Genomic DNA, 21,383 nt, shown 5'->3' on the forward strand with positions numbered 1-21,383 from the left:
ATGCGGCTGAAACTGGTCCCCCAGGACACGAATTTCGACTTCTTCGGACGGCCGAAGCTGTGGCTCGGGATCTCGGGGCTCCTGGTCGTCGTCGCCATCGCCTCCTTTCTGCTCCAGGGCCTGAACTACGGCATCGATTTCCGCGGTGGCACGACGATCCGGACCGAGTCGGCCCAGCCCGTCGACGTGGGCGCCTACCGCGACGCGCTGCAGCGGCTGAACCTGGGAGATGTCGCGATATCGGAGGTTTTCGATCCGACCTTCGGCCCCGACCAGAACGTCGCGATGGTCCGCCTCGCAGCGCAGGAGGGCGAGGAAAGCGTTTCCGCCGCGGTCGTGGAGGAGGTGCGCGGCGTGCTTCGGACGGTCGCGCCGGACATCCAGTTCGTGTCGGTGGAATCGGTCGGCCCCAAGGTCTCCGGAGAGTTGATCAGGACCGCGATCATCGCGGTGATGCTCGCCATCGGCGCGGTGCTCGTCTACATATGGCTGCGCTTCGAGTGGCAGTTCGCCCTGGGCGCCGTCGCCGCCCTCATCCACGACGTGATTCTGACCATCGGCATCTTCTCGGAATTGCAGATCAGGTTCGACCTCGCGATCATCGCGGCGCTGCTGACCATCGTGGGCTATTCGCTCAACGACACGGTGGTCGTCTTCGACCGGGTGCGCGAGAACCTGATGAAATACAAGAAGCGTCCGTTGCGGGAGGTGCTGAACCTTTCCATCAACGAGACGCTTTCGCGCACCTTCATGACCTCGGTGACGACGCTGCTCGCGCTGATCTCGCTTTTCGTCCTCGGCGGCGACGTGATCCGCGGCTTCGTCTTCGCGATGATCTGGGGCGTGGTCGTCGGCACCTATTCCTCGATCTTCGTGGCCTCGACGATCCTCCTCGTCCTCGGGGTGAAGCGCGACTGGTCGAAGCCCGACGCCTCCGCCGGAACGCAGTTCTCCGACGTGGATGCCTGAGGGCCTCTGGGCCGCGCTCGCGACCCCCGGCGCGGCCTGGCTCGCTCTCACGATCGCCGTCGCCGGGCTCGTCCGCGGCTTCACCGGCTTCGGCACCGCACTGATCTTCGTGCCCGTCGCGGGGCTTTTCCTGCCGCTCTCGCAGGTCGTGCTGCTGATCGCGCTCACCGGGCTGGCAAGCACCGGGGCGCTTTTGCCGCGGGCCTGGGGCGAGGCCGACCGGGGCGAGGTGGGTGTGCTTGCGCTTTGCGCTGCGGTGACCGTGCCCGCCGGCGTCTGGGCGCTGGGCGTGCTGCCGGAAACCACGCTGCGCTGGCTCGTCACGGGTATCGCGGCGACGACACTCGCCGCCGTGGCAACGGGATGGCGCTACCACGCGCGGCTTCGCGCGCCGGGCCTTGCCGCGATCGGGGGGGGCGCCGGCGTCGTGGGCGGGATGACCGGGCTGACCGGGCCGGTGGTGATCCTGTTCTACCTCGCCTCGACCCGCGCAGCGCAGGCCGTGCGCGCCAACACCATCCTCTTTCTCGCGGCGCTCGACGTGGTGATCGTGGCCAACCTGTCGCTGCGGGGGCTGGGGGGCGGCGCGGCGACGGTCTGGCTCGCCGCGTTGCTGGCCGTGCCCTATTTCGTCACCACGCTTCTGGGCCAGTGGCTCTTCGATCCCGCCCGCGAACGGCTCTTCCGGGGCGCGGCCTATGGCGTGATCGCGCTTGCCGTGATAACCGGAGCCCCGCTCTTCGACGGCTGAGGGAGGTCCGAGATGCGCCTCAACGAAGTGGTCTACACCGATGCCGTGCCGGTGGACGGCTACGGCCCCGGCTTCTTCCGCGTGGGCGGGGAGGCGCGCGAGGGCCCGCTTCTTCTGAGCCACCGCGGCGCGGCGTCCTGGGGCGGATACGACGACCACGAGAGCCTTCTTGCGCTGGCGGGCGACGTGGATGTGCTTTTCGTCGGCACCGGTGCGGAGATCGCCCACATCCCCGCCGATCTGCGCGCCCGGCTCGAGGAGGCCGGCATCGGGGTCGAGGTGATGGCCACGGGGCCCGCCTGCCGAAGCTTCAACGTGCTCCTGTCGGAGGGCAGGCGCATCGCGCTCGCCGCGCTGCCGGTCTGAGGGGGCCGGGGGCGCCTTCGTGAGCCCCGGCTCGCATCCGCGCGGCCCATCGACATCGGGCAGGGGCGCGGTGCCGTCCCGCCTTTCCCCCGCCGGGGCGATGGGCTAAGGCCCGGGTCATGTTGTTGTCCGTCCACGATCTTGCGGTCTCCCGCGGCGGCGTGCCCGTGCTGGAGCACGTGTCCTTCACGCTCGCCCCGGGCGGGGCGCTGGTGCTGCGCGGGCCGAACGGGTCCGGCAAGACCACGCTTCTGCGCACGGTGGCGGGGCTTCAGCCGCCGCTCGAGGGGCGCATCGAGGCCGCGCCGGACGCCATCGCCTACGCGGCCCACGCCGACGGGTTGAAGACCACGCTCACGGTGACCGAGAACCTCGCCTTCTGGGCGCGCGTCTTCGGCACCGGCGATATCGCCCCGGCGCTGGCCGCCTTCGACCTCGAGGCGCTGGCAGAGCGGCCGGCGGGCGCGCTTTCGGCTGGGCAGAAGCGCCGGCTGGGGCTTGCGCGGCTGCTGGTCACGGGCCGGCCGGTCTGGGCGCTGGACGAGCCCACCGTGTCGCTCGACATGGCCTCGGTGGGGCTTTTCGCGCAGGCGGTGCGCGCCCATCTCGGGCAGGGCGGCGCGGTGCTCATCGCCACGCATATCGATCTCGGGCTCGAGGCGCAGGTGCTGGACGTCACCCCGCTGAAAGCGCGGCCGCGCGCCGCGGCCGAGGACGAGGCGTTCCTGTGATCGCGCTTCTGGCCCGCGACCTGAAACTTGCGATCCGCGCGGGCGGGGGGTTCGGCCTCGGCCTCGCCTTCTTCCTGATCGTCACCGTCCTCGTGCCCTTCGGGGTCGGGCCGGATACCGCGCTTCTCGCGCGGATCGCGCCGGGCATCCTCTGGGTGGGCGCGCTGCTGGCCTGCCTGCTGTCGCTCGACCGGATCTTCGCGCTCGACTGGGAGGATGGCAGCCTCGATCTGCTGGCCACGGCCCCCCTGCCGCTCGAGGCGCTGGTGTCGGTCAAGGCGCTGGCGCACTGGCTGACCACGGGGCTGCCGCTGGTGCTGGCCGCGCCGGCCCTCGGCGTTCTGATGAACCTCGCGCCCGGGGGGTATCTGTGGCTGGTGGTCTCGCTCGCGCTCGGCACGCCCGCGCTGTCGGTGATCGGCACCTTCGGTGCGGCGCTGACGGTCGGGATCAAGCGCGGCGGGCTTCTGCTGTCGCTTCTCGTGCTGCCGCTTTACGTGCCCACGCTGATCTTCGGGGCGGAAGTGGCGCGCCGCGGGGCCGAGGGCCTTGCCGTCGCGACCCCGGCCGCGCTTCTGGCCGGGCTGACCTGCGGCACCATCGCGCTTTTGCCTTTCGCCTCTGCCGCGGTAGTCAGGATCAACCTGCGCTGATGTGAATTGCGCCCGGCGCCGGCAGCGACTAGATCAGGCGCGACGAGAGGGAGGACGATGGAACAGCGCGCGAGCCGGTCGATGTGGGAGTGGGCGAACCCCGTGAAATTCCTGCGGCTGTCGGGATGGCTGCTGCCCTGGGTGTCTTGGGGGGCGGCGATCTGCCTTGCCGTGGGTCTTGTCTGGGGGTTCTTCTTCACGCCCGATGATTTCCGCCAGGGATCGACGGTGAAGATCATCTACCTGCACGTTCCGGCCGCGCTCATGGCGATCAACATCTGGATCATGATGCTGGCGGCCTCTCTGGTATGGGTGATCCGCAGGCACCACGTCTCGGCGCTGGCGGCGAAGGCCGCGGCCCCCGTGGGCCTCGTCATGACGGTGATCGCGCTTCTGACGGGCGCGCTCTGGGGGCAGCCGATGTGGGGTACCTGGTGGGCGTGGGATCCGCGACTCACCTCGTTCCTTGTCCTGTTCCTGTTCTACCTCGGCTACGTCGCGCTCTGGGAGGCGGTGGACAACCCGGACACGGCGGCGGACCTCACCTCGGTGCTGTGCCTCGTGGGCTCGGTCTTCGCGCTTCTGTCGCGCTACGCGGTGCTCTTCTGGAACCAGGGTCTGCACCAGGGCGCGTCGCTCTCGCTCGACGCCGAGGAGAACGTGCACGACGTCTTCTACCTGCCGCTTCTCGTCTGCATCGCCGGGTTCGTGCTTCTGTTCGTGGCGCTTCTGCTGCTGCGCACGCGCACCGAGATCCGCGCGCGCCGGGCGAAGGCGCTCATCGCGCGGGAGCGGATGGCATGATGCCCGATCTCGGAAAATACGCGGCCGCGGTGCTGGGCTCCTATGGCGGGAGCCTTCTGCTCCTCGCGGCGCTGGTCTGGCTGAGCCTGAGGCGCGCGCGGCGCGTGAAGGCCGATCTCGACAAGCTGGAGGCGCGGCGCGATGGCGAAGCTTAGGCCGATGATGATCCTGCCGCCGGTGATCTTCGCCGCGCTGGCGGGGCTGTTCTTCGCGGGCATGTTCCGCGAAGACCCCGACGCGCTGCCCTCCGCGCGGGAAGGGCGACCGGCCCCGCCCGTGCAGGTGAGCGACCTCGGGGACAAGACGCTTTTCGATGACGACACGCTGCGCCGTCCCGGCGCGAAGCTTGTGAACTACTGGGCGTCCTGGTGCGCGCCCTGCCGGGTGGAGCATCCGCATCTCGAGACGCTCGCCGAGGAGGGCGTGCCGATCTACGGAATCAATTACAAGGACGACCCGGGCAAGGCGCTGCGATTCCTGGAGGAGCTGGGCGATCCCTACGCCGCCATCGGCGCGGACGCCTCGGGGCGCATGGCGCTCGACTGGGGGCTTTACGGCGTGCCCGAGACCTACGTGATCGACGGCGACGGCGTGATCGTCCTGCGCTTCGCCGGACCGATCACGGAGAGCATCCTGGAAAGCACGATCCGCCCGGCCATCGAGCGGGCGGGCGGCATCGCCGGGAACTGACCCTCACAACGCCGAGACCAGGACAAGCGTGAGAAGGAATGCCGCCTCGAGAAGCGGCATCGGGATGGCCCCGCGACGCAGGACGCGCGCGGGGGCGGAACGGTGGTTTGCGAAACGATGTGTCATTCGTGATTTCCGTGATGGCGCCCTCGCCCGTGGCGACGGTTCTGCCCGAAAATCGTCAAGGAAAGGTTTTCCCGCGCGCTCCCGTAAGGAGGGCAGGTGGCGGCGCCGGGTCGCCGGCGCCGCCCTTCGGATCATGCCGCGCCGGCGAGATTCCGGAGCACGAAGTGCAGCACGCCGCCGTTCTCGACGTATTCCTTTTCCACCGCCGTATCGATGCGGCACTTCAGGGTGATCTCCTTCGTCGTGCCGTCGCCGTAGGTGATCGTCGCCGGAACCTCGGCCTGCGGGCTCACGCTGTCGAGCCCCCCGATCGAGACGCTTTCGTCGCCCTTCAGCTCCAGAGTTCGCCGTGTGTCGCCGTTCATGAACTCGAACGGCACGACGCCCATGCCCACGAGGTTCGAGCGGTGGATGCGCTCGAAGTTCTCGGCGATGACGGCCTTGACGCCCAGAAGCGCGGTGCCCTTCGCCGCCCAGTCGCGCGACGAGCCGGCGCCGTACTGCTCGCCCGCGATCACCACGAGCGGCACGCCCTTCTCCTGCCAGGCCATGGCGGCCTCGTAGATCGAGGTCTGCTCGCCGTCCGGGCCGAGCGTGTAGCCGCCCTCGACCCCGTCGAGCATCTCGTTCCGGATGCGGATGTTGGCGAAGGTGCCGCGCATCATCACCTCGTGGTTGCCGCGCCGCGAGCCGTAGGAGTTGAAGTCGCGCGGGGCCACCTGCCGATCGGTCAGGTAGCGCCCGGCCGGCGTGTCGGGCTTGAAGGAGCCGGCGGGCGAGATGTGGTCGGTGGTCACCATGTCGCCGAGGATCGCGAGGATGCGCGCGCCCTCGATGTTCTCGATGGTGCCGGGCTCCATGCCCATGTCCTGGAAGTAGGGCGGGTTCTGCACGTAGGTGGAACTTGCCGGCCAGTCGTAGGTCTCGCTGTCGGTCGTCTCCACCGAACGCCACTTGTCGTCGCCCTCGAAGACGTCGGCGTAGCGCGTCTGGAACGCCTCGCGCGTCACCGTGCGTTCCACCAGCTCCGCGATCTCCTTCTGGCTGGGCCAGAGATCCTTCAGGTAGACGGGGTTGCCGTCCTTGTCGTCGCCGACGGGCTCCCGCGTGAGGTCGATGTTCATGTCGCCCGCGAGCGCGTAGACCACGACGAGCGGCGGGCTGGCGAGGTAGTTCGCGCGCACGTCGGGGCTGATCCGGCCCTCGAAGTTGCGGTTGCCCGAAAGCACCGAGGTGGCGATGAGGTCGCCCTTGGTGATCGCCTCGGAAATCTCAGGCTGAAGCGGGCCCGAATTGCCGATGCAGGTGGTGCAGCCGTAGCCCACGAGGTTGAAGCCGATGGCGTCCAGATCCTCCTGAAGCCCGGCTGCTTCCAGATAGGCGGAGACGACCTGGCTGCCCGGGGCGAGGGAGGTCTTGACCCAGGGCTTGCGTGTCAGGCCGAGTTCGCGCGCCTTGCGCGCCACGAGCCCCGCGCCGATCATCACGTAGGGGTTCGACGTGTTGGTGCAGGAAGTGATCGAGGCGATGACCACCGAGCCGTCGCGCAGGGTGTAGTCCTCGCCCTCGACCGAGACCTCCTTGCGCGGGTCGACCATCGCGTCGGGCGCCGGGCCCTCGGACGCCATGGAGGTGGCCTCGAGCCCCTCGTCCTCGCCGCGATACTCCGAGACGACCTCGAAGAAGGCCGGCGCGGCGCGGTCGAGCGTGGTGTAGTCCTGCGGCCGCTTCGGCCCCGAGATGGCGGGCACGATGGTGCCCATGTCGAGCGTCAGCGTGTCGGTGTAGATCGGCGCGTAGTCGGGCCCGCGCCACATGCCGTTGGCCTTGGCATAGGCTTCCACAAGGTCCACGCGCGCCTCCTCGCGGCCGGTCTGGCGCAGATAGCGCAGCGTCTCGTCATCGACCGGGAAGAAGCCGCAGGTGGCGCCGTATTCGGGGGCCATGTTGGCGATCGTGGCGCGGTCGGCGAGCGGCAGGTGATCCAGCCCTTCGCCGTAGAACTCCACGAACTTGCCCACCACGCCCTTCTTGCGCAGCATCTCGACCACCTTGAGCACGAGATCGGTGCCGGTCGTGCCCTCGATCATGCGGCCGGTCAGCTCGAAGCCGACCACCTCGGGGATCAGCATCGAGATCGGCTGGCCCAGCATCGCGGCCTCCGCCTCGATGCCGCCCACGCCCCAGCCGAGGACGGCCGCCCCGTTGACCATGGTGGTGTGGCTGTCGGTGCCCACCAGCGTGTCGGGATACGCCACCTCGTCGCCGTTCTGGTCCGCGTCGGACCAGACGGTCTGGGCCAGGTATTCGAGATTCACCTGGTGGCAGATGCCGGTGCCCGGCGGCACCACGCGGAAGTTGTCGAAGGCCTTCTGCCCCCATTTGAGGAAGGTGTAGCGCTCGATGTTGCGCTCGTATTCCCGGTCCACGTTCATCTGGAAGGCGCGCGGGTTGCCGAACTCGTCGATCATCACCGAGTGGTCGATCACGAGGTCGACCGGGTTCAGCGGGTTGATCTTCTGCGGGTCGCCGCCAAGCGCCTTGATGCCGTCGCGCATCGCCGCGAGGTCCACCACCGCCGGCACGCCGGTGAAGTCCTGCATCAGGACCCGCGCGGGGCGGTAGGCGATCTCGCGCGGGGTCTTGCCGCCCTTTTCGGCCCAGGCCGAGAACGCCTTGATGTCGTCCACCGAGACGGTCTTGCCGTCCTCGAAGCGGAGCATGTTCTCCAGCACCACCTTGAGCACGGCGGGAAGGCGGGAGAAGTCGCCCAGCCCGGCCTCCTCGGCCGCGGGAATGGAGTAGTAGGCAAACCGCTTGCCGCCCGCCTCGATCTCGCGGCGGGTTCCGGCGCTGTCCTGTCCGACGGTGATGGGCATTGAAAGCTCCTCGGGTAATGGCTGGAATGGCGCGTTCGCGGCCGGCTTACCGCCCGGGCAGGGGTGCGATCAAGGCCGGCGTCACCCTTTGTATACTATAGTGCACAATTGGTCGCAAGGCGCGTGTGACAGCTCTCGCAAAACGGTGATTGGCCAACCCCCGGTGCGGCTCCTAGAACGAGGATGGCGTAACGGAGAAAGGCATCGAGGCATGCGGCGGATCGGCGGATGGCTACTGGCTGGCTGGGTTCTGGTGGCGGGTGCGTCGGTGGCCTCGGCCGACGAGCACCCGGTCGTCGTCGAACTCTTCACTTCGCAGGGATGCTCCTCCTGCCCGCCCGCCGACGCGTTTCTGGCCGATCTGGCAGAGCGCGACGACGTGATCGCACTCGCGCTTCACGTCGATTACTGGGACTATATCGGCTGGAAGGACAGCTTCGCGCAGCCCGCCTTCACCGCGCGGCAAAAGGCTTACGCCCATGCCGCCGGGCACAATTCCATCTACACGCCGCAGATGATCGTGGGCGGCGCCGACCACGTGATGGGCGCCCGCCCGATGGCCGTGATCGACCTGATCCGCGCCCATGCCGAGGCGCCGCGCAAGGTGTCGCTGGGCGTCGAGCGCGCTGCCGGGGCGAAAGTGGCGATCGAGGTCGAGGCCGTGGCGCCCGTGGGCGCGGCGCAGGTGCACTTCGTGCGCTACCGGCCGCACGCGACCGTGAAGATCACGCGGGGCGAGAACGCGGGCCGCACGCTGGAGTATTCCAACATCGTGACCCGCTGGACGGTGCTGGCACGCTGGGACGGGCAGACACCCCTTCGGCTTCTGGCGGAGGCGCCCGGAGATCAGCCGGTGGTGGTTCTGGTCCAGGACGCGGGCGACGGCGACGATCAGGGCGCGGTGCTCGCGGCGGCGCGCTTGCGCTGACGCGCGGCCTGGCGCTCGGGCTTCCAGCGGCGGTGGATCCAGAACCATTGGCCGGGATCGGCGCGGACCCGCGCCTCCAGCCGCCGGGTCATATCACGGGTCATCTTCACCGGGTCGCCATGGGGCACCGGCGCCTCGAACGCGATCTCGAAATGAAGGCCGTCGGGCTGGCGGATGCCGAAGAACGGGATCACGTGAGCCCCGGTCTTCAGCGCGATCTCGGCCGCCGAGGTCAGTGTCGGCGCGGGCTTGCCCAGAAAATCCACCGGCGCGCCGCGCCCGGCATAGAGGTCGAAGAGCAGCACGCCGATGCCGCCCTCGCGGATGTGCCGGACGAGGCCCATCGTGCCCCGGCGGCCCTGCTCGAAGACCGGCCCCGAAAGCGCGTGCATGTTCGCCGCGTAATGATCGTTGAAGTAGCGGTTCTTCATCGGGCGGTAGAGGCCGCCCACCTGCAGGCCGCGCGCCACCAGCGCGGCGCGCGGGATCTCGTGGTTGCCGAAATGCCCGGTCACCAGCAGCACCGGCTCGCCGGCGGCGTGGGCGCGTTCCAGCAGCGCGAGACCCTCGCCGCCGATGGGCGCGGCGGCGGCGCGCGCCTTCAGCCCCGCGATGTCGTAGTTCTCGATCATGGTGCGCCCGGCATTGTCGGCGGCCGCGTCGGCGATGCGCCGCCGCTCCGCCTCGGGCATGTCCGGCCAGACATGGGCAAGATTGGCCCGCGCCCGCGCGCGCCAGCCGGCGAGCGGTGCCACCACCCGACGCACGAGCCATCCCATGAGGCGGGTTCGCGTCGTCCAGGGCAGCAGCAGGGCACCGGCGATCAGACCGCGCAGCAGCCGGTCCGTCAGCCAGTCGCTCCAGCTTCCGCCGGGGGCGTCGGATTGGGGCGGGGCAGGGGGCATGGCGCTCCGCCGTCAGGCGGCCCTTGTTTCGCGGTGCCAGACATAGAGTCCGGCGCCCGCGATCACAAGCGCGCCCAGGATGGTCCAGCCATCGGGGTATTCCGCGAAGAAGAGGATGCCCCAGAGCGCCGCGAAGACCAGTCCGGCATACGCGAAGGGGGCGAGCATTCCCGCTTCGCCCCGCTGCAGCGCGGTGATGAGCAGAAGCTGCCCGGTCGTCCCGAACCCCGCGAGCGCCACCATGAGGAGAAGCGAGAGGGCATCGGGCGTCTGCCAGTAGAACGGCACCGCAAGGCTGAGCGCGACCGTGCCGAAGAGCGCGGTGTAGACGAGCGAGGTCCAGCGGTCTTCGTCGCGGCCGACGAACCGGGTGGTGAGCGCATAGGCCGAATAGAAGATCGCCGCGCCCAGCGGCAGCAGCGCGAAGGGCGAGAAGACGGCACTGCCCGGCCGGATCACGATGAGCGCGCCCAGAAGCGCCGCCGCGATGCCGAAGGCGCGGCGCGGACCGATCCGCTCGCCGAGAAAGAGCGCGGCCCCGAGCGTGATCAGCACAGGGTTCACGTTCATGATCGCGGTGGCCTCGGCAAGTCCGATATTCGCGATGCCGAAGAAGAAGCACGCCGTCGCGCCAAGAAGGTAGAGCGAGCGAAGCAGCTGCAGACGCGGGTAGCGCGTGCGCAGCACGGTGCCGAGCCGCGGCGCCACGAGCGCCAGCACCACGAGCGTCTGGCCCGCGTAGCGCGCCCAGAGCGTCGGAACGGTGCCGACCCGGACCGAAAGCGCCTTGGCCGTGGCGTCCATCAGCGTGAAGCAGAGCACCGCGCCGAGCATCAGCAGGATCGCCCGCGACCGGACGAGGGCCGGATCGACGATCGGGGCGGGGGTCGGCGTCGCGGGGCGTGTCATGTCGGAAGGTTAGGCACGGGCCATCGCGGCTGTCCATCGCCGTCGGGCTCACTCCCTGGGCGGGGGCGTCGCGAGGCGGATCTCGCCCGCGCGCTCGAGGCGCCGGATGACGCCCACGGCCTCGGTGATGGCTTCCTCGCCCTCCTGCGCGGAGACCTCCCCCAGCCCGGCCATTTCCTCGCGCAACGTGTCGGCCAGGCGGGACGATATGTTGTCGAGGAGGAAGGCGGCCGCGTCGCGCAGGCCCTCGTCCGAGGCCTCGGCCGCGGCGAGCGCGCGGGCGAGGACCGGCTGTTCCATTTCGCGCAGGATCTTGCCCGCGTCGCGCGGCTCCAGCCGGCCGGGGATGTCGGCGAAGGTGAAGATCGCCTGGCGCACGCGTTCGGCGAAGGCGCGGTCGGTTTCCTCCAGCCCCTCGAGCACGTCGTCCCGGGTGGCGGCGGCAGACGAGTCGAGGATCGCGCCCACGCGCTGCACCGGCTCGTCCGGGAAGGCGCGGGGCGGGCGCGCGTCGAGCTGCGCGGCAAGGGCAAGGCCGATCCGGTCCACGGCCTCGGGCGTGATCGCGGCGGTGAGCGAGACGGCATAAGTGATCCGCCGCGCGCGCGCACCGGGCAAAAGGCCGAGAAGCGCCGCGGCCTTGGACGTCTCGAGCTTGGAGAGCAGCACGGCCGCGACCTCGATGCTTTCGGCCGTCACGAAGGGCAGAAGCTCCTTCGGGGAAAGCGCCCCGAGCCGCGCCCAGGGATCGCCGGACTGGCGCACCCCGGCCTCGCGGCGCAGACGCGCGGCGGTGGGGGCGCTGAGATGGCCGTCGAGCGCGTCGAGCGCCCCGGCCATGCCCCCCGGGAACGCGAGGCCCACGCGCTCCAGCTCGTCGGCGAACTCGTCGATGACGGCGCGCAACGTGTCGCGGTCGACGTAGCGCATGGCGCCCATTTCCTGGGCGAGCTCTGCCTGCAACTCGTCGGGCAACTCGGAAAGCGGGATCTCCGCCCCCTCTTTCACAAGAAGGCGGACGATGATCGCCGCCTTGCGCCGCCGGTCGAGCGACGAGGGCGGGGCGGCGGCCGGCGTGGCGCCGAGCGGTGCAAGCTCGCGATGCGTATCCATCCTCTCCCCGATGTCGAGCCGTTCTCGACGGGTCTTAAGCGGGAGCGGTGAAGAAAGACTGAACCGGGGCGGAGGATTTGCGGCGCCCGCCTGGTTTCCCGGCGCGCGTCGATTCAACGAGACGGCCCGGCCTCGCGGCGGCGGCGGGATGCGCGACGGAGACGGCGCCGATTGGCGCATGTCGCTTTTCGGGCAAGAGACCGCGGGCGAACGGGCCGGTCCTGTTCCGTCCTGCCCGGCGTCGCCGGTGTCAGCTCATGACCTGCTGCACGCAGGTCTGCTGAGCCTCGCTCCAGACAAGGCCCTCGCCGCAGGACATCACCTGCTTGCTGTGGCTGCCGCAGGCCGCCATCGACATTGCGGGCACGGCGGTCAGGGCGGCGGCGGCCAGAAGCGTCTTGATCGTGGTCATGGCGGTCTCCTGTTAGTTCCGTAACGGAAAGCTAGCACGGCGACGGCGGTCTTCAAATGCTCGATGCTCCGAAAACCCTCTCGAAGATCGTGTCGACGTGTTTCAGGTGGTAATCGAGGTCGAATTTTTCCTCGATCGCCTCTTTTCCAAGCGCCTGGACGACGTCCGGATCGGCCAGGAGCTCGGTCTTGAAGTCGCGGCCGTCCTCCCAGACCTTCATCGCGTTGCGCTGGACCATGGCGTAGGCGTCCTCGCGGCTCACCCCCGCCTGGGTGAGCGCGAGCAGAACGCGCTGGCTCATCACGAGGCCGCGGAAACGGTGCAGGTTCTCCAGCATCCGCTCGGGGTAGATCACCAGCTTGTCGACGACCCCCGCCAGGCGGTGCAGCGCGAAGTCGAGCGTCACCGTGGCGTCGGGCGCGATCACGCGTTCCACGGAGGAATGCGAGATGTCGCGCTCGTGCCAGAGCGCGACGTTCTCCATCGCCGGGATCACCGCCGAGCGCACCAGCCGCGCGAGCCCGGTGAGGTTCTCCGAGAGCACTGGGTTGCGCTTGTGCGGCATCGCGGAGCTGCCTTTCTGGCCCTGGCTGAAGAACTCCTCCCCCTCGAGCACCTCGGTGCGCTGCATGTGGCGGATCTCGGTGGCGATGTTCTCCACAGACGAGGCGATGACGCCGAGTGTCGCGAAGAAGGCGGCGTGGCGGTCGCGCGGGATCACCTGGGTGGAGATCGGCTCGGGTTCGAGCCCCATCTGCGCGCAGACATGCGCTTCCACCGCCGGGTCGATGTTGGCGAAGGTTCCCACGGCGCCCGAGATCGCGCCGGTCGCGATATCCGCCCGCGCGGCCTCCAGCCGGCGGCGGCCCCTGTCGATCTCGGCGTAGAAGCGCGCGAAGGTGAGGCCCATCGTCGTAGGTTCGGCGTGGATCCCGTGGGAGCGGCCGATGCGCACGGTCTCCTTGTGCTCGAAGGCGCGGCGCTTCAGCGCGGCGAGCACCCGGTCCAGATCTTCGAGAAGGATGTCGGCCGCGCGGGTGAGCTGCACGTTGAGGCAGGTGTCGAGCACGTCCGAACTCGTCATGCCCTGGTGGACGAAGCGCGCCTCCTCCTGGCCCACGATCTCGCCCAGATGGGTGAGGAAGGCGATGACGTCGTGCTTCGTGACCGCCTCGATCTCGTCGATCCGCGCCACGTCGAAGGTGGCGTCCTTCGCCTTCCAGACGGCTTCGGCGTTCTCGCGCGGGATCACGCCCAGATCGGCCATGGCGTCGCAGGCATGCGCCTCGATCTCGAACCAGATGCGGAACCTGCTCTCGGGCGACCAGACGGCCACCATCTCGGGGCGGGAATAACGGGGGATCATGGGCGGCGCTCCTTCCTGGGACGGCGCGGGGTGTAGACCGCGCGCCGCGCCCCCGCAAGCGCCGCGCCCGCGGGATCAGGCGAGCGCGGTCTCCACGCGGCTCGACTGCTCCAGGGTGCGGTGGACGGGGCAGCGGTCCGCGATCTCGAGCAGCCGGGCGCGCTGCGCATCGTCGAGATCGCCCTCGAGGCGAATCGTCCGGCGGAACACGTCCACCTTCTTCGGCTGGCCCGCGCCGGCCTCGTCCGCGTCCTCGGCGTGCAGCTTGTCGTGGGTGACCTCCACCTCGACATGCGCGAGCGGCCAGCCCTTCCGGCGGGCATAGATGCGGATCGTCATCGAGGTGCAGGCGCCGAGTCCCGCGGCGACGAAGCCGTAGGGCGACATGCCCCTGTCCGTCCCGCCGAGGCGTTCGGGCTCGTCGGCCAGCGCGTGGTGCTGCGGCCCGGACTGGATGTCCTGCAGGAAGCCTTTCGGATCGGCCTCCGTCACGCGGACCACGCCCTCGGGCGCGCCGTCGGGCGGGGCGGAGCGCTCGAGCGCGAGATAGCGCCCGGCCCAGGCCGCGATCACCTCCGCGGCGTAATCGGCGTCCCGCGCCCGTGTCACGAGATGGTCCGCGTCGTCGAGCGTGACATAGCTCTTCGGGTGCCGCGCGGCCTCGAAGATGCGGGCGGCGTTCTCGATCCCTACCACTGCGTCGCGGGGGGCGTGCATGACGAGAAGCGCGCGGCGCAGCTCTCGGATGTCCTCGACGAGGCTCGCGCCCTCGAGATCCTCGAGGAAGCCCCGCGAGATCGTGAAGGGCCGCCCGCCGAGATCCACCGTCGCCTCGCCCGTCTCGCGGATCTCGTCGAGATTCGCGCCGAAATTGTGGGTGACATGCTCGGGGTCGCAGGGCGCGCCGATCGTGGCCACGGCCTTCGCGCTTCCGATGCGGTGCGCGGCGCGGAGCACCGCCGCGCCGCCGAGCGAGTGCCCCACGAGGAGCGAGGGCGCCATGCCGCGCGCCTCAAGCGCCGCGGCGGCGGCGACGAGGTCGTCCACGTTGGAGCTGAAGGAGGTGTTGGCGAACTCGCCCTCGGAATGCCCGAGCCCGGTGAAATCGAAGCGGAGCACGGCAATGCCCATGCCGGCCAGGCGCTGGGCGATCCGCCGCGCGGCGGCGATGTCCTTGCCGCAGGTGAAGCAGTGCGCGAAGAGCGCGGTGGCCAGATGCGCGCCCCTCGGCATGTCGAGCCGGGCTGCAAGCGCGTGGCCGGCGTGGCCCTCGAAGGTGAAGCGGTCGTCGGGCATGGGGTCGAGCTCCTCGGCGATGACGTGACCGCACCCTGCTGAGGCCGTGGGCCCGGCGCAAGGCGCCTCGCGGCGAGGTGATGGGACGTCAGGGATGCAACGCGCAGGCAAGCCGCTTGCAAGCGGCTTCGCAAGCGGTTTTCAAACCGCTTGCGCAAGGCGTTTCGAAACGCCTTGCCCCCTCTCCGCGGGGCTCAGGCGCCCATGAGCCGGGGGTCGAACGGGTAGCGCGTCAGGTTCTCGTGGCCCGTCTCGGTGATCAGCACCTGGTCCTCGAGCTTGATCGAGAAATCGCCCCCGACCTCGCCCACCAGCGCCTCGACGCAGAGCACCATGCCGGGTTCGAGGTGACAGTCGAACGCGCCTGGGACCATCCGGTCGGGATAGGCGATGAGCGGCCACTCGTCGCAAAGCCCGACGCCGTGCATCAGGCAGCCGTATTTCAGTTCCTGGTACTTGTCCGCGAGGCGGTGGCAGTTTTCGGAAAGCTCGCGCATGTGCACACCGGGCCGCAGCATCTCCATGTTCGTCATGATGTGCTCGTGCGCGTGGCGCATCGCCTCCACCATGTCGGGGCGCGGCTCGGCCTCGCCCACCCACCAGGTGCGCGAGATGTCCACGCAGATACCGTAGGCGCCGACGAGATCCGTGTCGAAGGCCACGATCTCGTTCTCCTGCACGAGCCTTGGCCCGCATTCCTGGAACCAGGGGTTGGTGCGCGGCCCCGAGGCGAGAAGCCGGGTCTCGATCCACTCGCCGCCGCGGCGGATGTTTCCGGCGTGGAGCACCGCCCAGATGTCGTCCTCGCTGACGCCGCCCCCGGGCACGCTGGTGCGGGCGAAGCGCTCCATCTCGGCCACGGCCGCCTCGCAGGCGTGGGAGGCGCAGCGCATGGCGAGAATCTCGTCGGGGCCCTTCACGCTTCGCGCCTTCTCGGTGACCTCCACGCCCTCCATGATCTCGAAGCCGCGGCGCTCGAGCGCCGCGGAGCCCGTGAAGCATGATCTTGTCCACCGCGAGACGCATGTTGCCGCCGCCATGCTCGGCCACAAGGTCGCGCAGCTCGTTCGAGAAGGCGTCGGCCGCCACGTCCACCTTGTCCCCCCGGTCGAAGTAGAAGAGGTCCGCGCCTGAACGAACTTCGCGCACCAGGGGATTGAATTCGCTCAGGAAGGGGGCGTTCTTGTAGTCCCAGAGCACCATGTATCCGTCGGCGCAGAGCAGGAGCGCCCGGAACGGGTTGTGGGTGTTCCAGAGCTGCATGTTGGTGGAGGCGGTGGCGTAGCGGATGTTGAGCGGGTCGAAGAGCAGCAGCCCACCGTAATCGCGCGTCACGACGTGATCGGTGAGCCGGCGCCAGCGGTAGCGGCGCATCCGGGCCAGATCGGGAAGCGCGAGCCCCGCCGCCTCCCATTCCCGGAAGGCGAGCCGGGTCGGGCCGATCTCCACGCGGTCATTGTCGTTCGGCGTTCCGTCACCGAGCGTGGCGCCCCGCGTGGGGTCGATCTTGCGGGTGTCGCGGTAGTGCTGGTTCATGGCGCAGCCCTCCTCGCTCGCGCCAAGTCTGTCGGGCCTCGCGCGGCGCGCGCGCCTGCGGGCGACATCTCCGCTTGTCGTTTTCGGTCGCGCCGGACGCGTCAGGCTGCCGCCGGCGTTTCGGGCTTGCCTCCGCCGCGCTGGCGCGAAACTCTCTGGCCCCATGTCCGAGATCACCGAGCAGTACGACGCCTACCCCTATCCCGAGCGCGACCCCGATGACGAGCGCCGCCGCCTCGTCACGGGTTCGCCCTCCGACCTGCGGGAGATCGAGCATTTCCTCTTCGCCGGCCGGCGCGACTGGTCGCGGCCCTTCCGGGTGCTGGTGGCAGGGGGCGGCACCGGCGACGGGCTCGTGCAGATCGCGCAGCAGCTCGCCTGGGCGGGGCGGAGCGCGGAGATCACCTATCTCGATCCTTCGACCGCCGCGCGGGAGATCGCCGAGCGGCGCGCCGCGATCCGCGGCCTCGACGGCATCCGGTTCGAGACGGGCGATCTGCGCGAGGCCGCCCGGCTCGGCCCCTTCGACTACATCGACTGCTGCGGCGTGCTTCATCACCTGCTCGAGCCGCAGGAGGGGTTCGACGCGCTGGCCGCCGCGCTCGACCCCGGGGGCGGGATCGGGCTCATGGTCTATGCGCCCCACGGCCGAAGCGGGGTCTATCCCCTGCAGGAAGCGTTCCGGACCCTGCTCGCGGGGCTCCCCCCGGCCGAGCGCCTCGCCCGGGCGCGGGAGATCCTCTCACGCGTTCCCGAGGGCCACCCGTTCTGCCGCAACCCTCATCTCGTGGACCACGCGGCGAGCGACGCGGGCTTCTACGACCTTCTTCTGCACAGCTGCGACCGGGCCTTCGCCATCGAGGAGCTCGACGCGCATCTCTCCCGCGCCGGGCTTGGCCTCGTGAGCCCGGCCCGGCCCGCGCTCTATGATCCTGCGCGCTTCCTGCCCGAAGGCGTCGCGCTTCCCGAAGACCTGCCCCCGGCCGCGCGCATGGGGCTCGCCGAGCGGCTTTCGGGCACGCTCAAGACCCACATCGTCTATGCCGCGCCCGAGGCGCGGGCGGGCCGGGCCATGGCGCGGGGCAGCGACAGCGCGCTCGTGCCGCATCTTCGCGGCGCCGCGCCCGAGAAGCTTGCCGCGCATGTGGCGGCGAAGGGAGAGGTCGCGGCGCAGGGCGCGGGCACGCGCATCTCAGAGCCTCTGCCGCGTGCGTGCGCCCCGCTTCTCGCCCGGATCGACGGGCGGCGGAGCGTTGCCGATATCGTCGGGGCGGCCGGCGGCGACACGCTTGCCGCGCTCGGCCACTGGGCCCGGATCGACCGGGCGCTCACGGGCTGGGGCCTTCTGCACTACGCGAGCCCGCGGCAGGCCGGGCGATGAGCGCGCCGATCCTTCAGGAGCGGTTACCCTTCGATCCGGCCGCGCCGCGCCCGTTGCCGGGGGTCGCGCCGCTCGACCCGGCCGACTGGCTGCTGGTGGACGAGGCGTTCGCCGCGCAGATGGCGCTGCGCGACCGGTTGCTCGCGACGCGGCGCGACGAGGTGCTGCGGCTCGACCCGGCGGCGCGGCCGGCGGCGGAAGAGCTTTTCGACACGGTGCTCGGCCACCTCTCGCACCAGCCGGCCTATGAGGTCGGGGCAGGGGACGTACTTCGGCCCGACGGCGTGCGCGTCGCGCTCGACCGGGGGGATCCGCTGGCCACGCTCGGACGGCTGGTGCAGGAGGATCTGTGCCTGATGGATCTGCGCGGCGCGGAACATCTCCTTGCCGGTGCGGTGCTCTGCTTCCCCGCGAGCTGGCGGCTCGACGAGAAGTTCCTGCGGCCGCTGACCGCGATCCACCTGCCGGTGGAGGTTTACGACGCTGATCTCGCGCGGCGTGTGCAAAGGCTCTTTCACGGGGTGAAACCCGGCCGCCCGCTCTGGCGCTTCAACGCGCTGGGCTACCACGATCCGGCGCTCTTCCAGCCCAGGAGCGAATCGGACCCGAACCGGGGGGATCGCGGCAGCGCCCCCTACCTGCGCTGCGAACGCCAATGCCTGCTGCGTCTGCCGGAAAGCGGGGCGGTGGTGTTCTCGATCCACACCTACATGCTCGCCCGGCCGCGCGGGGCCGCGGCCGGGCGCGGCGCCATCACATGAAGGGAACCGGTGCGCCGGCCGCGGCGAGGGTGAGGAACACGCTGGTCAGCGTCAGCGCATGGGTGTTCAGCCGGAAATCCTCTCCGCGCAGGACGTTGTAGACCGCGAGCGAGGCCCCCACGGGCGGCGAGAAGATCGCAACCGTGCCGTTGACGGCCCAGGTGGCGAGGCGCGCCTCGATGGGCAGTTGCGGGCGATCCTCGACGATGTCCTGCCAGAAGCGGCGGGCGTCGGGCTCCGGCGGGTCGAGGCGGAGCCACTCGGCCTCGAGCCGGTCGCCCGTTTCCTCGATGTCGGGGAAGCGCGCGTCCACCGAAGCGTCGTCCTCGCTGTTTCCCGCGCCGATCAGCACGGTCGGCGGGCTCACGAGACGGAATTCGGTCTGGAACCTTTCGCCTGTCATCAGGCCCGAGCGGCCGGGCAAGCGCACGAAATGCGCGTAGGTGCGATCGACGAGAAGGTGCAGCATCTGCGCGAGCACCGCGGAGGTCGTGTCCGGCGTGCCGTCGGTATCGGGCGCATGGGCCACTAGGCGCACCGAAATCAGTGCGTCGGGGCGCGGCAGGTCGGGATAGGCGTCAGCGAAGACCTCGATCCCTTCCTTCACCTCGTCCTCCGGCACGCTGCCGCCGCGGCGGGCATCGGCGAACACGTCGAGCTGGGCCATCAGCGTCCGTCCCACGACGGTGAGCGGATCGTCGCATTCGGCCGGATCGCCGAGCGGGGCCTGGCCAGTGGCGCGGAACGCCGTCTCGACGTCGCCGCGCAGCTCGTCTGCATCGAACGTGTGGCGGCCGAAGACCACCAGCACGGCCTGGTGAAGAACTGCTTCCTCGTCCATTGCGGATTCCTTCCTTCTTTCTTGCCCAAGTTGTGGCGGGCAAAGAGGGAAAAACTGTGTCCTGACCGCAGAAACAGTTAGGCAATTGTTAAGGATTGCGCGGATTGTTGCCGGACGGCCGTAACCGGGCGCGCAGAGCACGGCAATTTTCTGCCGGTCGCGCGGCGCTCAGCCCCGACCGTCTATCTGCGCCGCCATGATCGCGATGGCCTGCTGGTAGACGGAAGCCGCGTTCCATTCCTGAATCACCCGGAAGTTGCGTTCGCCGGGCTGGTATCCGGCGCCGCGCTGCCAGCCCTTCTGCACGAGGAAGTTCGCGGTGGAGGCGAGCGCGTCGGCTTCGGAATAGAAATCCACCCGGCCGTCCCGGTTGGCGTCCACCCCGTAGCGCAGCGCGTTGCCAGGCAGGAACTGGGTGTGGCCGAGCTCTCCGTGCCGGGCGCCGAGCGTGCCGGCGGAGATCGTCCCGTTGTCCACGAGCCTCAGCGCGCCGATGGCGTGGGGCCTGAAGAAATCGCTCCGGCGGCAGTCATAGGCCAGCGTCACGATGGCCGAGACGACCTGGCTGTCGCCCATGAAGCGCCCGAACCCCGTTTCCATGCCGTGGATCGCGATCAGAACGCCCGCTGGCACGCCGTAGGCGCGTTCGAGCGCGGCGTAGAACCGCGGGTTCCGGGCAAGGCGCTGGCGGCCCTGCCTGACGATGGTGGCCGAGCCGCGCACCCGCATGAACTCGTCGAGCCCGAGACGAAAACTCTTCTGGTTGCGGTCGGCGTTGATGGTGGACTGCGCATAGCGCGAGGCGGCGAGCGCCTGCAGGCCGCGCTGACCGACCCCGGCGCGGGCGGCGTCCTGCGCGAAGGCGGCCTTCCATGTCTCGAAGCCCGCGCCGGTGTTGCCGCAGGGCGCGGCGGCGGCGGGGGGCGAGGCGGCGGCGGCGAGCGCGAAAAGCGCGCCCAAGGCGCGGCTCCTCTGTCGGGCGTGCATCGTGTCCCTCCGTGTGCGGTGCCAACGGGGGAAGCGTAGCCAAAGTTTACGCCGCGGCAAAGCGTTCGCTGCCGCGTCCGGGATCTTCAGGACAGGGCGAGCGCGGCCAGATGCTCGAAGGTGCCCGCCCGTTCGAGCAGGACATAGATCCCGGCCAGGGCCATCGCGTGGACGGGCAGGCGCGGATCGGCCCCGTGGCGAAGGTTGATCGCGGCGAGCACCGGCGCGAGAGGCAGGTAGATCGTCGCGATTGCGGCCGTGAAGGTCCAGGGCAGAAGCGTCTCGGCCCGTCCGGGCCGTCGCGCGGCCGGGGGGGCGTAGCGGGCTGCGTCCGCCCGTGCCGGCGGCGAGACGTCCTGCGCTGCCCCGGGCGGCGGGGCCGGGGCGGCGGGGCGGCGCACGCGCGCGGGGCGTGCGGGCCGCACGCGGCCGATCGGCCCCGGGATCACGCGCAGGAAATCCGCGACATCGAGCCGGAGACCGGGTTCCTGCCACTCGAGCGCGACAGGCCCGAGCCGCGCCGTAAGCCCGTAGGTGATGCCGATCAGGGCGAGGAGCGCGGCGTTGGCCGAGCCGCCGGTTTCCTCCAGCCGGATGGCGAGGCGGCGCTCCTTCGCGGTCTCGCCCACGCTTTCCATCACCGTGACCCGGAATCCTTCCGTTTCGATCAGCGCGGCCCCGTTCGACGGGTGAAGCCGTGCCGCGCGCACGGTGTGGCCGGCCTGCTCGAGCCAGCAGTCGAGCCGGTCCAGAAGCGCCGCCGCCGACGGCGCTTCGTCGGCCGGAAACACGAGCGCGGCGTAATGGCCCGTGCCGTGCAGGGTGTGCGGGATCGCGGTCATCGTCGCCCTCGCTCGAGTTTCCGAAGGAGAATGACGGTCAATCGCGGAGAATTCGTGACCCGAATTCGCAGAACCGGGGGCAAGTGCCGGACTCCCGACGCGTCGTCGCCGGTTCGGAAACGAAACGGGGCGCCCGA

21 protein-coding genes and 1 pseudogene are annotated in these 21,383 nt (G+C 70.0%); 11 read left to right on the forward strand and 11 right to left on the reverse strand.

Annotated features, from left to right (window positions below):
• From secF to AB6A69_RS01375, 8 genes are all read left to right on the forward strand, one after another.
• Positions 1-969 (forward strand): protein translocase subunit SecF, encoded by a 969-nt coding sequence (gene secF / locus AB6A69_RS01340; RefSeq protein ID WP_371059340.1) that lies wholly within the window; start codon positions 1-3, stop codon positions 967-969.
• Entirely contained in the window at positions 962-1,720 is a 759-nt protein-coding gene (locus tag AB6A69_RS01345; RefSeq protein WP_371059341.1) for a sulfite exporter TauE/SafE family protein, read from the forward strand. The genes secF and AB6A69_RS01345 overlap by 8 nt, the downstream gene beginning before the upstream one ends.
• Before the next feature lie 12 nt (positions 1,721-1,732).
• Positions 1,733-2,086, forward strand: a complete 354-nt coding sequence (locus AB6A69_RS01350) for an Mth938-like domain-containing protein (protein WP_371059342.1) — start codon at positions 1,733-1,735, stop codon at positions 2,084-2,086.
• Between the two features lie 119 nt (positions 2,087-2,205).
• Positions 2,206-2,817, forward strand: a complete 612-nt coding sequence (ccmA, locus tag AB6A69_RS01355) for a heme ABC exporter ATP-binding protein CcmA (protein ID WP_371059343.1) — start codon at positions 2,206-2,208, stop codon at positions 2,815-2,817.
• Positions 2,814-3,470: a heme exporter protein CcmB gene (gene ccmB / locus AB6A69_RS01360; protein WP_371036519.1), complete on the forward strand. Its 657-nt coding sequence runs from the start codon at positions 2,814-2,816 to the stop codon at positions 3,468-3,470. The genes ccmA and ccmB overlap by 4 nt, the downstream gene beginning before the upstream one ends.
• A gap of 57 nt (positions 3,471-3,527) precedes the next feature.
• Entirely contained in the window at positions 3,528-4,274 is a 747-nt protein-coding gene (locus tag AB6A69_RS01365) for a heme ABC transporter permease (RefSeq protein ID WP_371059344.1), read from the forward strand.
• A complete protein-coding gene (gene ccmD, locus AB6A69_RS01370) occupies positions 4,271-4,429 on the forward strand; it encodes a heme exporter protein CcmD (protein WP_371036517.1) in 159 nt (52 codons plus the stop codon). Before AB6A69_RS01365 ends, ccmD begins: the two co-directional genes overlap by 4 nt.
• A complete protein-coding gene (locus AB6A69_RS01375; RefSeq protein WP_371054853.1) occupies positions 4,416-4,964 on the forward strand; it encodes a DsbE family thiol:disulfide interchange protein in 549 nt (182 codons plus the stop codon). Before ccmD ends, AB6A69_RS01375 begins: the two co-directional genes overlap by 14 nt.
• Positions 4,965-5,221: 257 nt before the next feature.
• Here AB6A69_RS01375 and acnA read toward each other — a convergent pair whose 3' ends face one another.
• A complete protein-coding gene (gene acnA / locus AB6A69_RS01380) occupies positions 5,222-7,969 on the reverse strand; it encodes an aconitate hydratase AcnA (protein ID WP_371059345.1) in 2,748 nt (915 codons plus the stop codon).
• Between the two features lie 211 nt (positions 7,970-8,180).
• Here acnA and AB6A69_RS01385 point away from each other — a divergent pair, with 211 nt between their 5' ends.
• Positions 8,181-8,897 (forward strand): DUF1223 domain-containing protein, encoded by a 717-nt coding sequence (locus AB6A69_RS01385; protein ID WP_371059346.1) that lies wholly within the window; start codon positions 8,181-8,183, stop codon positions 8,895-8,897.
• Here the strand turns inward: AB6A69_RS01385 and AB6A69_RS01390 are convergent.
• The 7 genes and pseudogenes from AB6A69_RS01390 to dddP all read right to left on the reverse strand — a co-directional run bounded on the left by AB6A69_RS01390 (position 8,861) and on the right by dddP (position 16,434).
• Positions 8,861-9,802 carry a lysophospholipid acyltransferase family protein gene (locus tag AB6A69_RS01390; RefSeq protein WP_371059347.1) on the reverse strand — a complete coding sequence of 314 codons (942 nt, stop codon included), beginning with the start codon at positions 9,800-9,802 and terminating at the stop codon, positions 8,861-8,863. The two genes, AB6A69_RS01385 and AB6A69_RS01390, sit on opposite strands and share 37 nt — an antisense overlap.
• A gap of 12 nt (positions 9,803-9,814) precedes the next feature.
• Positions 9,815-10,711 carry a DMT family transporter gene (locus AB6A69_RS01395; protein ID WP_371059348.1) on the reverse strand — a complete coding sequence of 299 codons (897 nt, stop codon included), beginning with the start codon at positions 10,709-10,711 and terminating at the stop codon, positions 9,815-9,817.
• Between the two features lie 48 nt (positions 10,712-10,759).
• Positions 10,760-11,824 carry a flagellar motor switch protein FliG gene (locus AB6A69_RS01400; RefSeq protein WP_371059349.1) on the reverse strand — a complete coding sequence of 355 codons (1,065 nt, stop codon included), beginning with the start codon at positions 11,822-11,824 and terminating at the stop codon, positions 10,760-10,762.
• Between the two features lie 250 nt (positions 11,825-12,074).
• Positions 12,075-12,236 carry a chitin-binding domain-containing protein gene (locus AB6A69_RS01405; protein ID WP_371036510.1) on the reverse strand — a complete coding sequence of 54 codons (162 nt, stop codon included), beginning with the start codon at positions 12,234-12,236 and terminating at the stop codon, positions 12,075-12,077.
• Between the two features lie 52 nt (positions 12,237-12,288).
• A complete protein-coding gene (purB, locus tag AB6A69_RS01410) occupies positions 12,289-13,602 on the reverse strand; it encodes an adenylosuccinate lyase (protein ID WP_371059350.1) in 1,314 nt (437 codons plus the stop codon).
• A gap of 75 nt (positions 13,603-13,677) precedes the next feature.
• Positions 13,678-14,898 carry an alpha/beta fold hydrolase gene (locus AB6A69_RS01415; protein ID WP_371059351.1) on the reverse strand — a complete coding sequence of 407 codons (1,221 nt, stop codon included), beginning with the start codon at positions 14,896-14,898 and terminating at the stop codon, positions 13,678-13,680.
• 194 nt (positions 14,899-15,092) lie between these two features.
• Positions 15,093-16,434: pseudogene (gene dddP, locus AB6A69_RS01420) on the reverse strand (dimethylsulfonioproprionate lyase DddP).
• Between the two features lie 163 nt (positions 16,435-16,597).
• On the opposite strand from dddP, the gene AB6A69_RS01425 reads away from it, so the two are divergent.
• Together AB6A69_RS01425 and AB6A69_RS01430 are read left to right on the forward strand one after the other, a co-directional pair.
• Positions 16,598-17,815, forward strand: coding sequence for a class I SAM-dependent methyltransferase (locus AB6A69_RS01425; protein ID WP_371059352.1), 1,218 nt, complete (start codon positions 16,598-16,600; stop codon positions 17,813-17,815).
• The gene (locus AB6A69_RS01430; RefSeq protein ID WP_371059353.1) at positions 17,812-18,576 is read left to right on the forward strand and encodes a DUF3445 domain-containing protein; all 765 of its coding nucleotides are present in this window, start codon (positions 17,812-17,814) and stop codon (positions 18,574-18,576) included. Before AB6A69_RS01425 ends, AB6A69_RS01430 begins: the two co-directional genes overlap by 4 nt.
• Here the strand turns inward: AB6A69_RS01430 and AB6A69_RS01435 are convergent.
• The 3 genes from AB6A69_RS01435 to AB6A69_RS01445 form a co-directional block, all read right to left on the reverse strand.
• Positions 18,569-19,417: a hypothetical protein gene (locus tag AB6A69_RS01435; RefSeq protein ID WP_371054864.1), complete on the reverse strand. Its 849-nt coding sequence runs from the start codon at positions 19,415-19,417 to the stop codon at positions 18,569-18,571. The two genes, AB6A69_RS01430 and AB6A69_RS01435, sit on opposite strands and share 8 nt — an antisense overlap.
• Positions 19,418-19,585: 168 nt before the next feature.
• Positions 19,586-20,377 carry a lytic transglycosylase domain-containing protein gene (locus tag AB6A69_RS01440; protein WP_371059354.1) on the reverse strand — a complete coding sequence of 264 codons (792 nt, stop codon included), beginning with the start codon at positions 20,375-20,377 and terminating at the stop codon, positions 19,586-19,588.
• Positions 20,378-20,490: 113 nt separating this feature from the next.
• Positions 20,491-21,246, reverse strand: coding sequence for a hypothetical protein (locus tag AB6A69_RS01445; protein ID WP_371059355.1), 756 nt, complete (start codon positions 21,244-21,246; stop codon positions 20,491-20,493).
• Positions 21,247-21,383 lie beyond the last annotated feature (137 nt).

Origin of the sequence: Rhodosalinus sp. 5P4 (assembly GCF_041365695.1) — a bacterium.
In the GTDB taxonomy this organism is placed as follows: Bacteria; Pseudomonadota; Alphaproteobacteria; order Rhodobacterales; family Rhodobacteraceae; genus Rhodosalinus.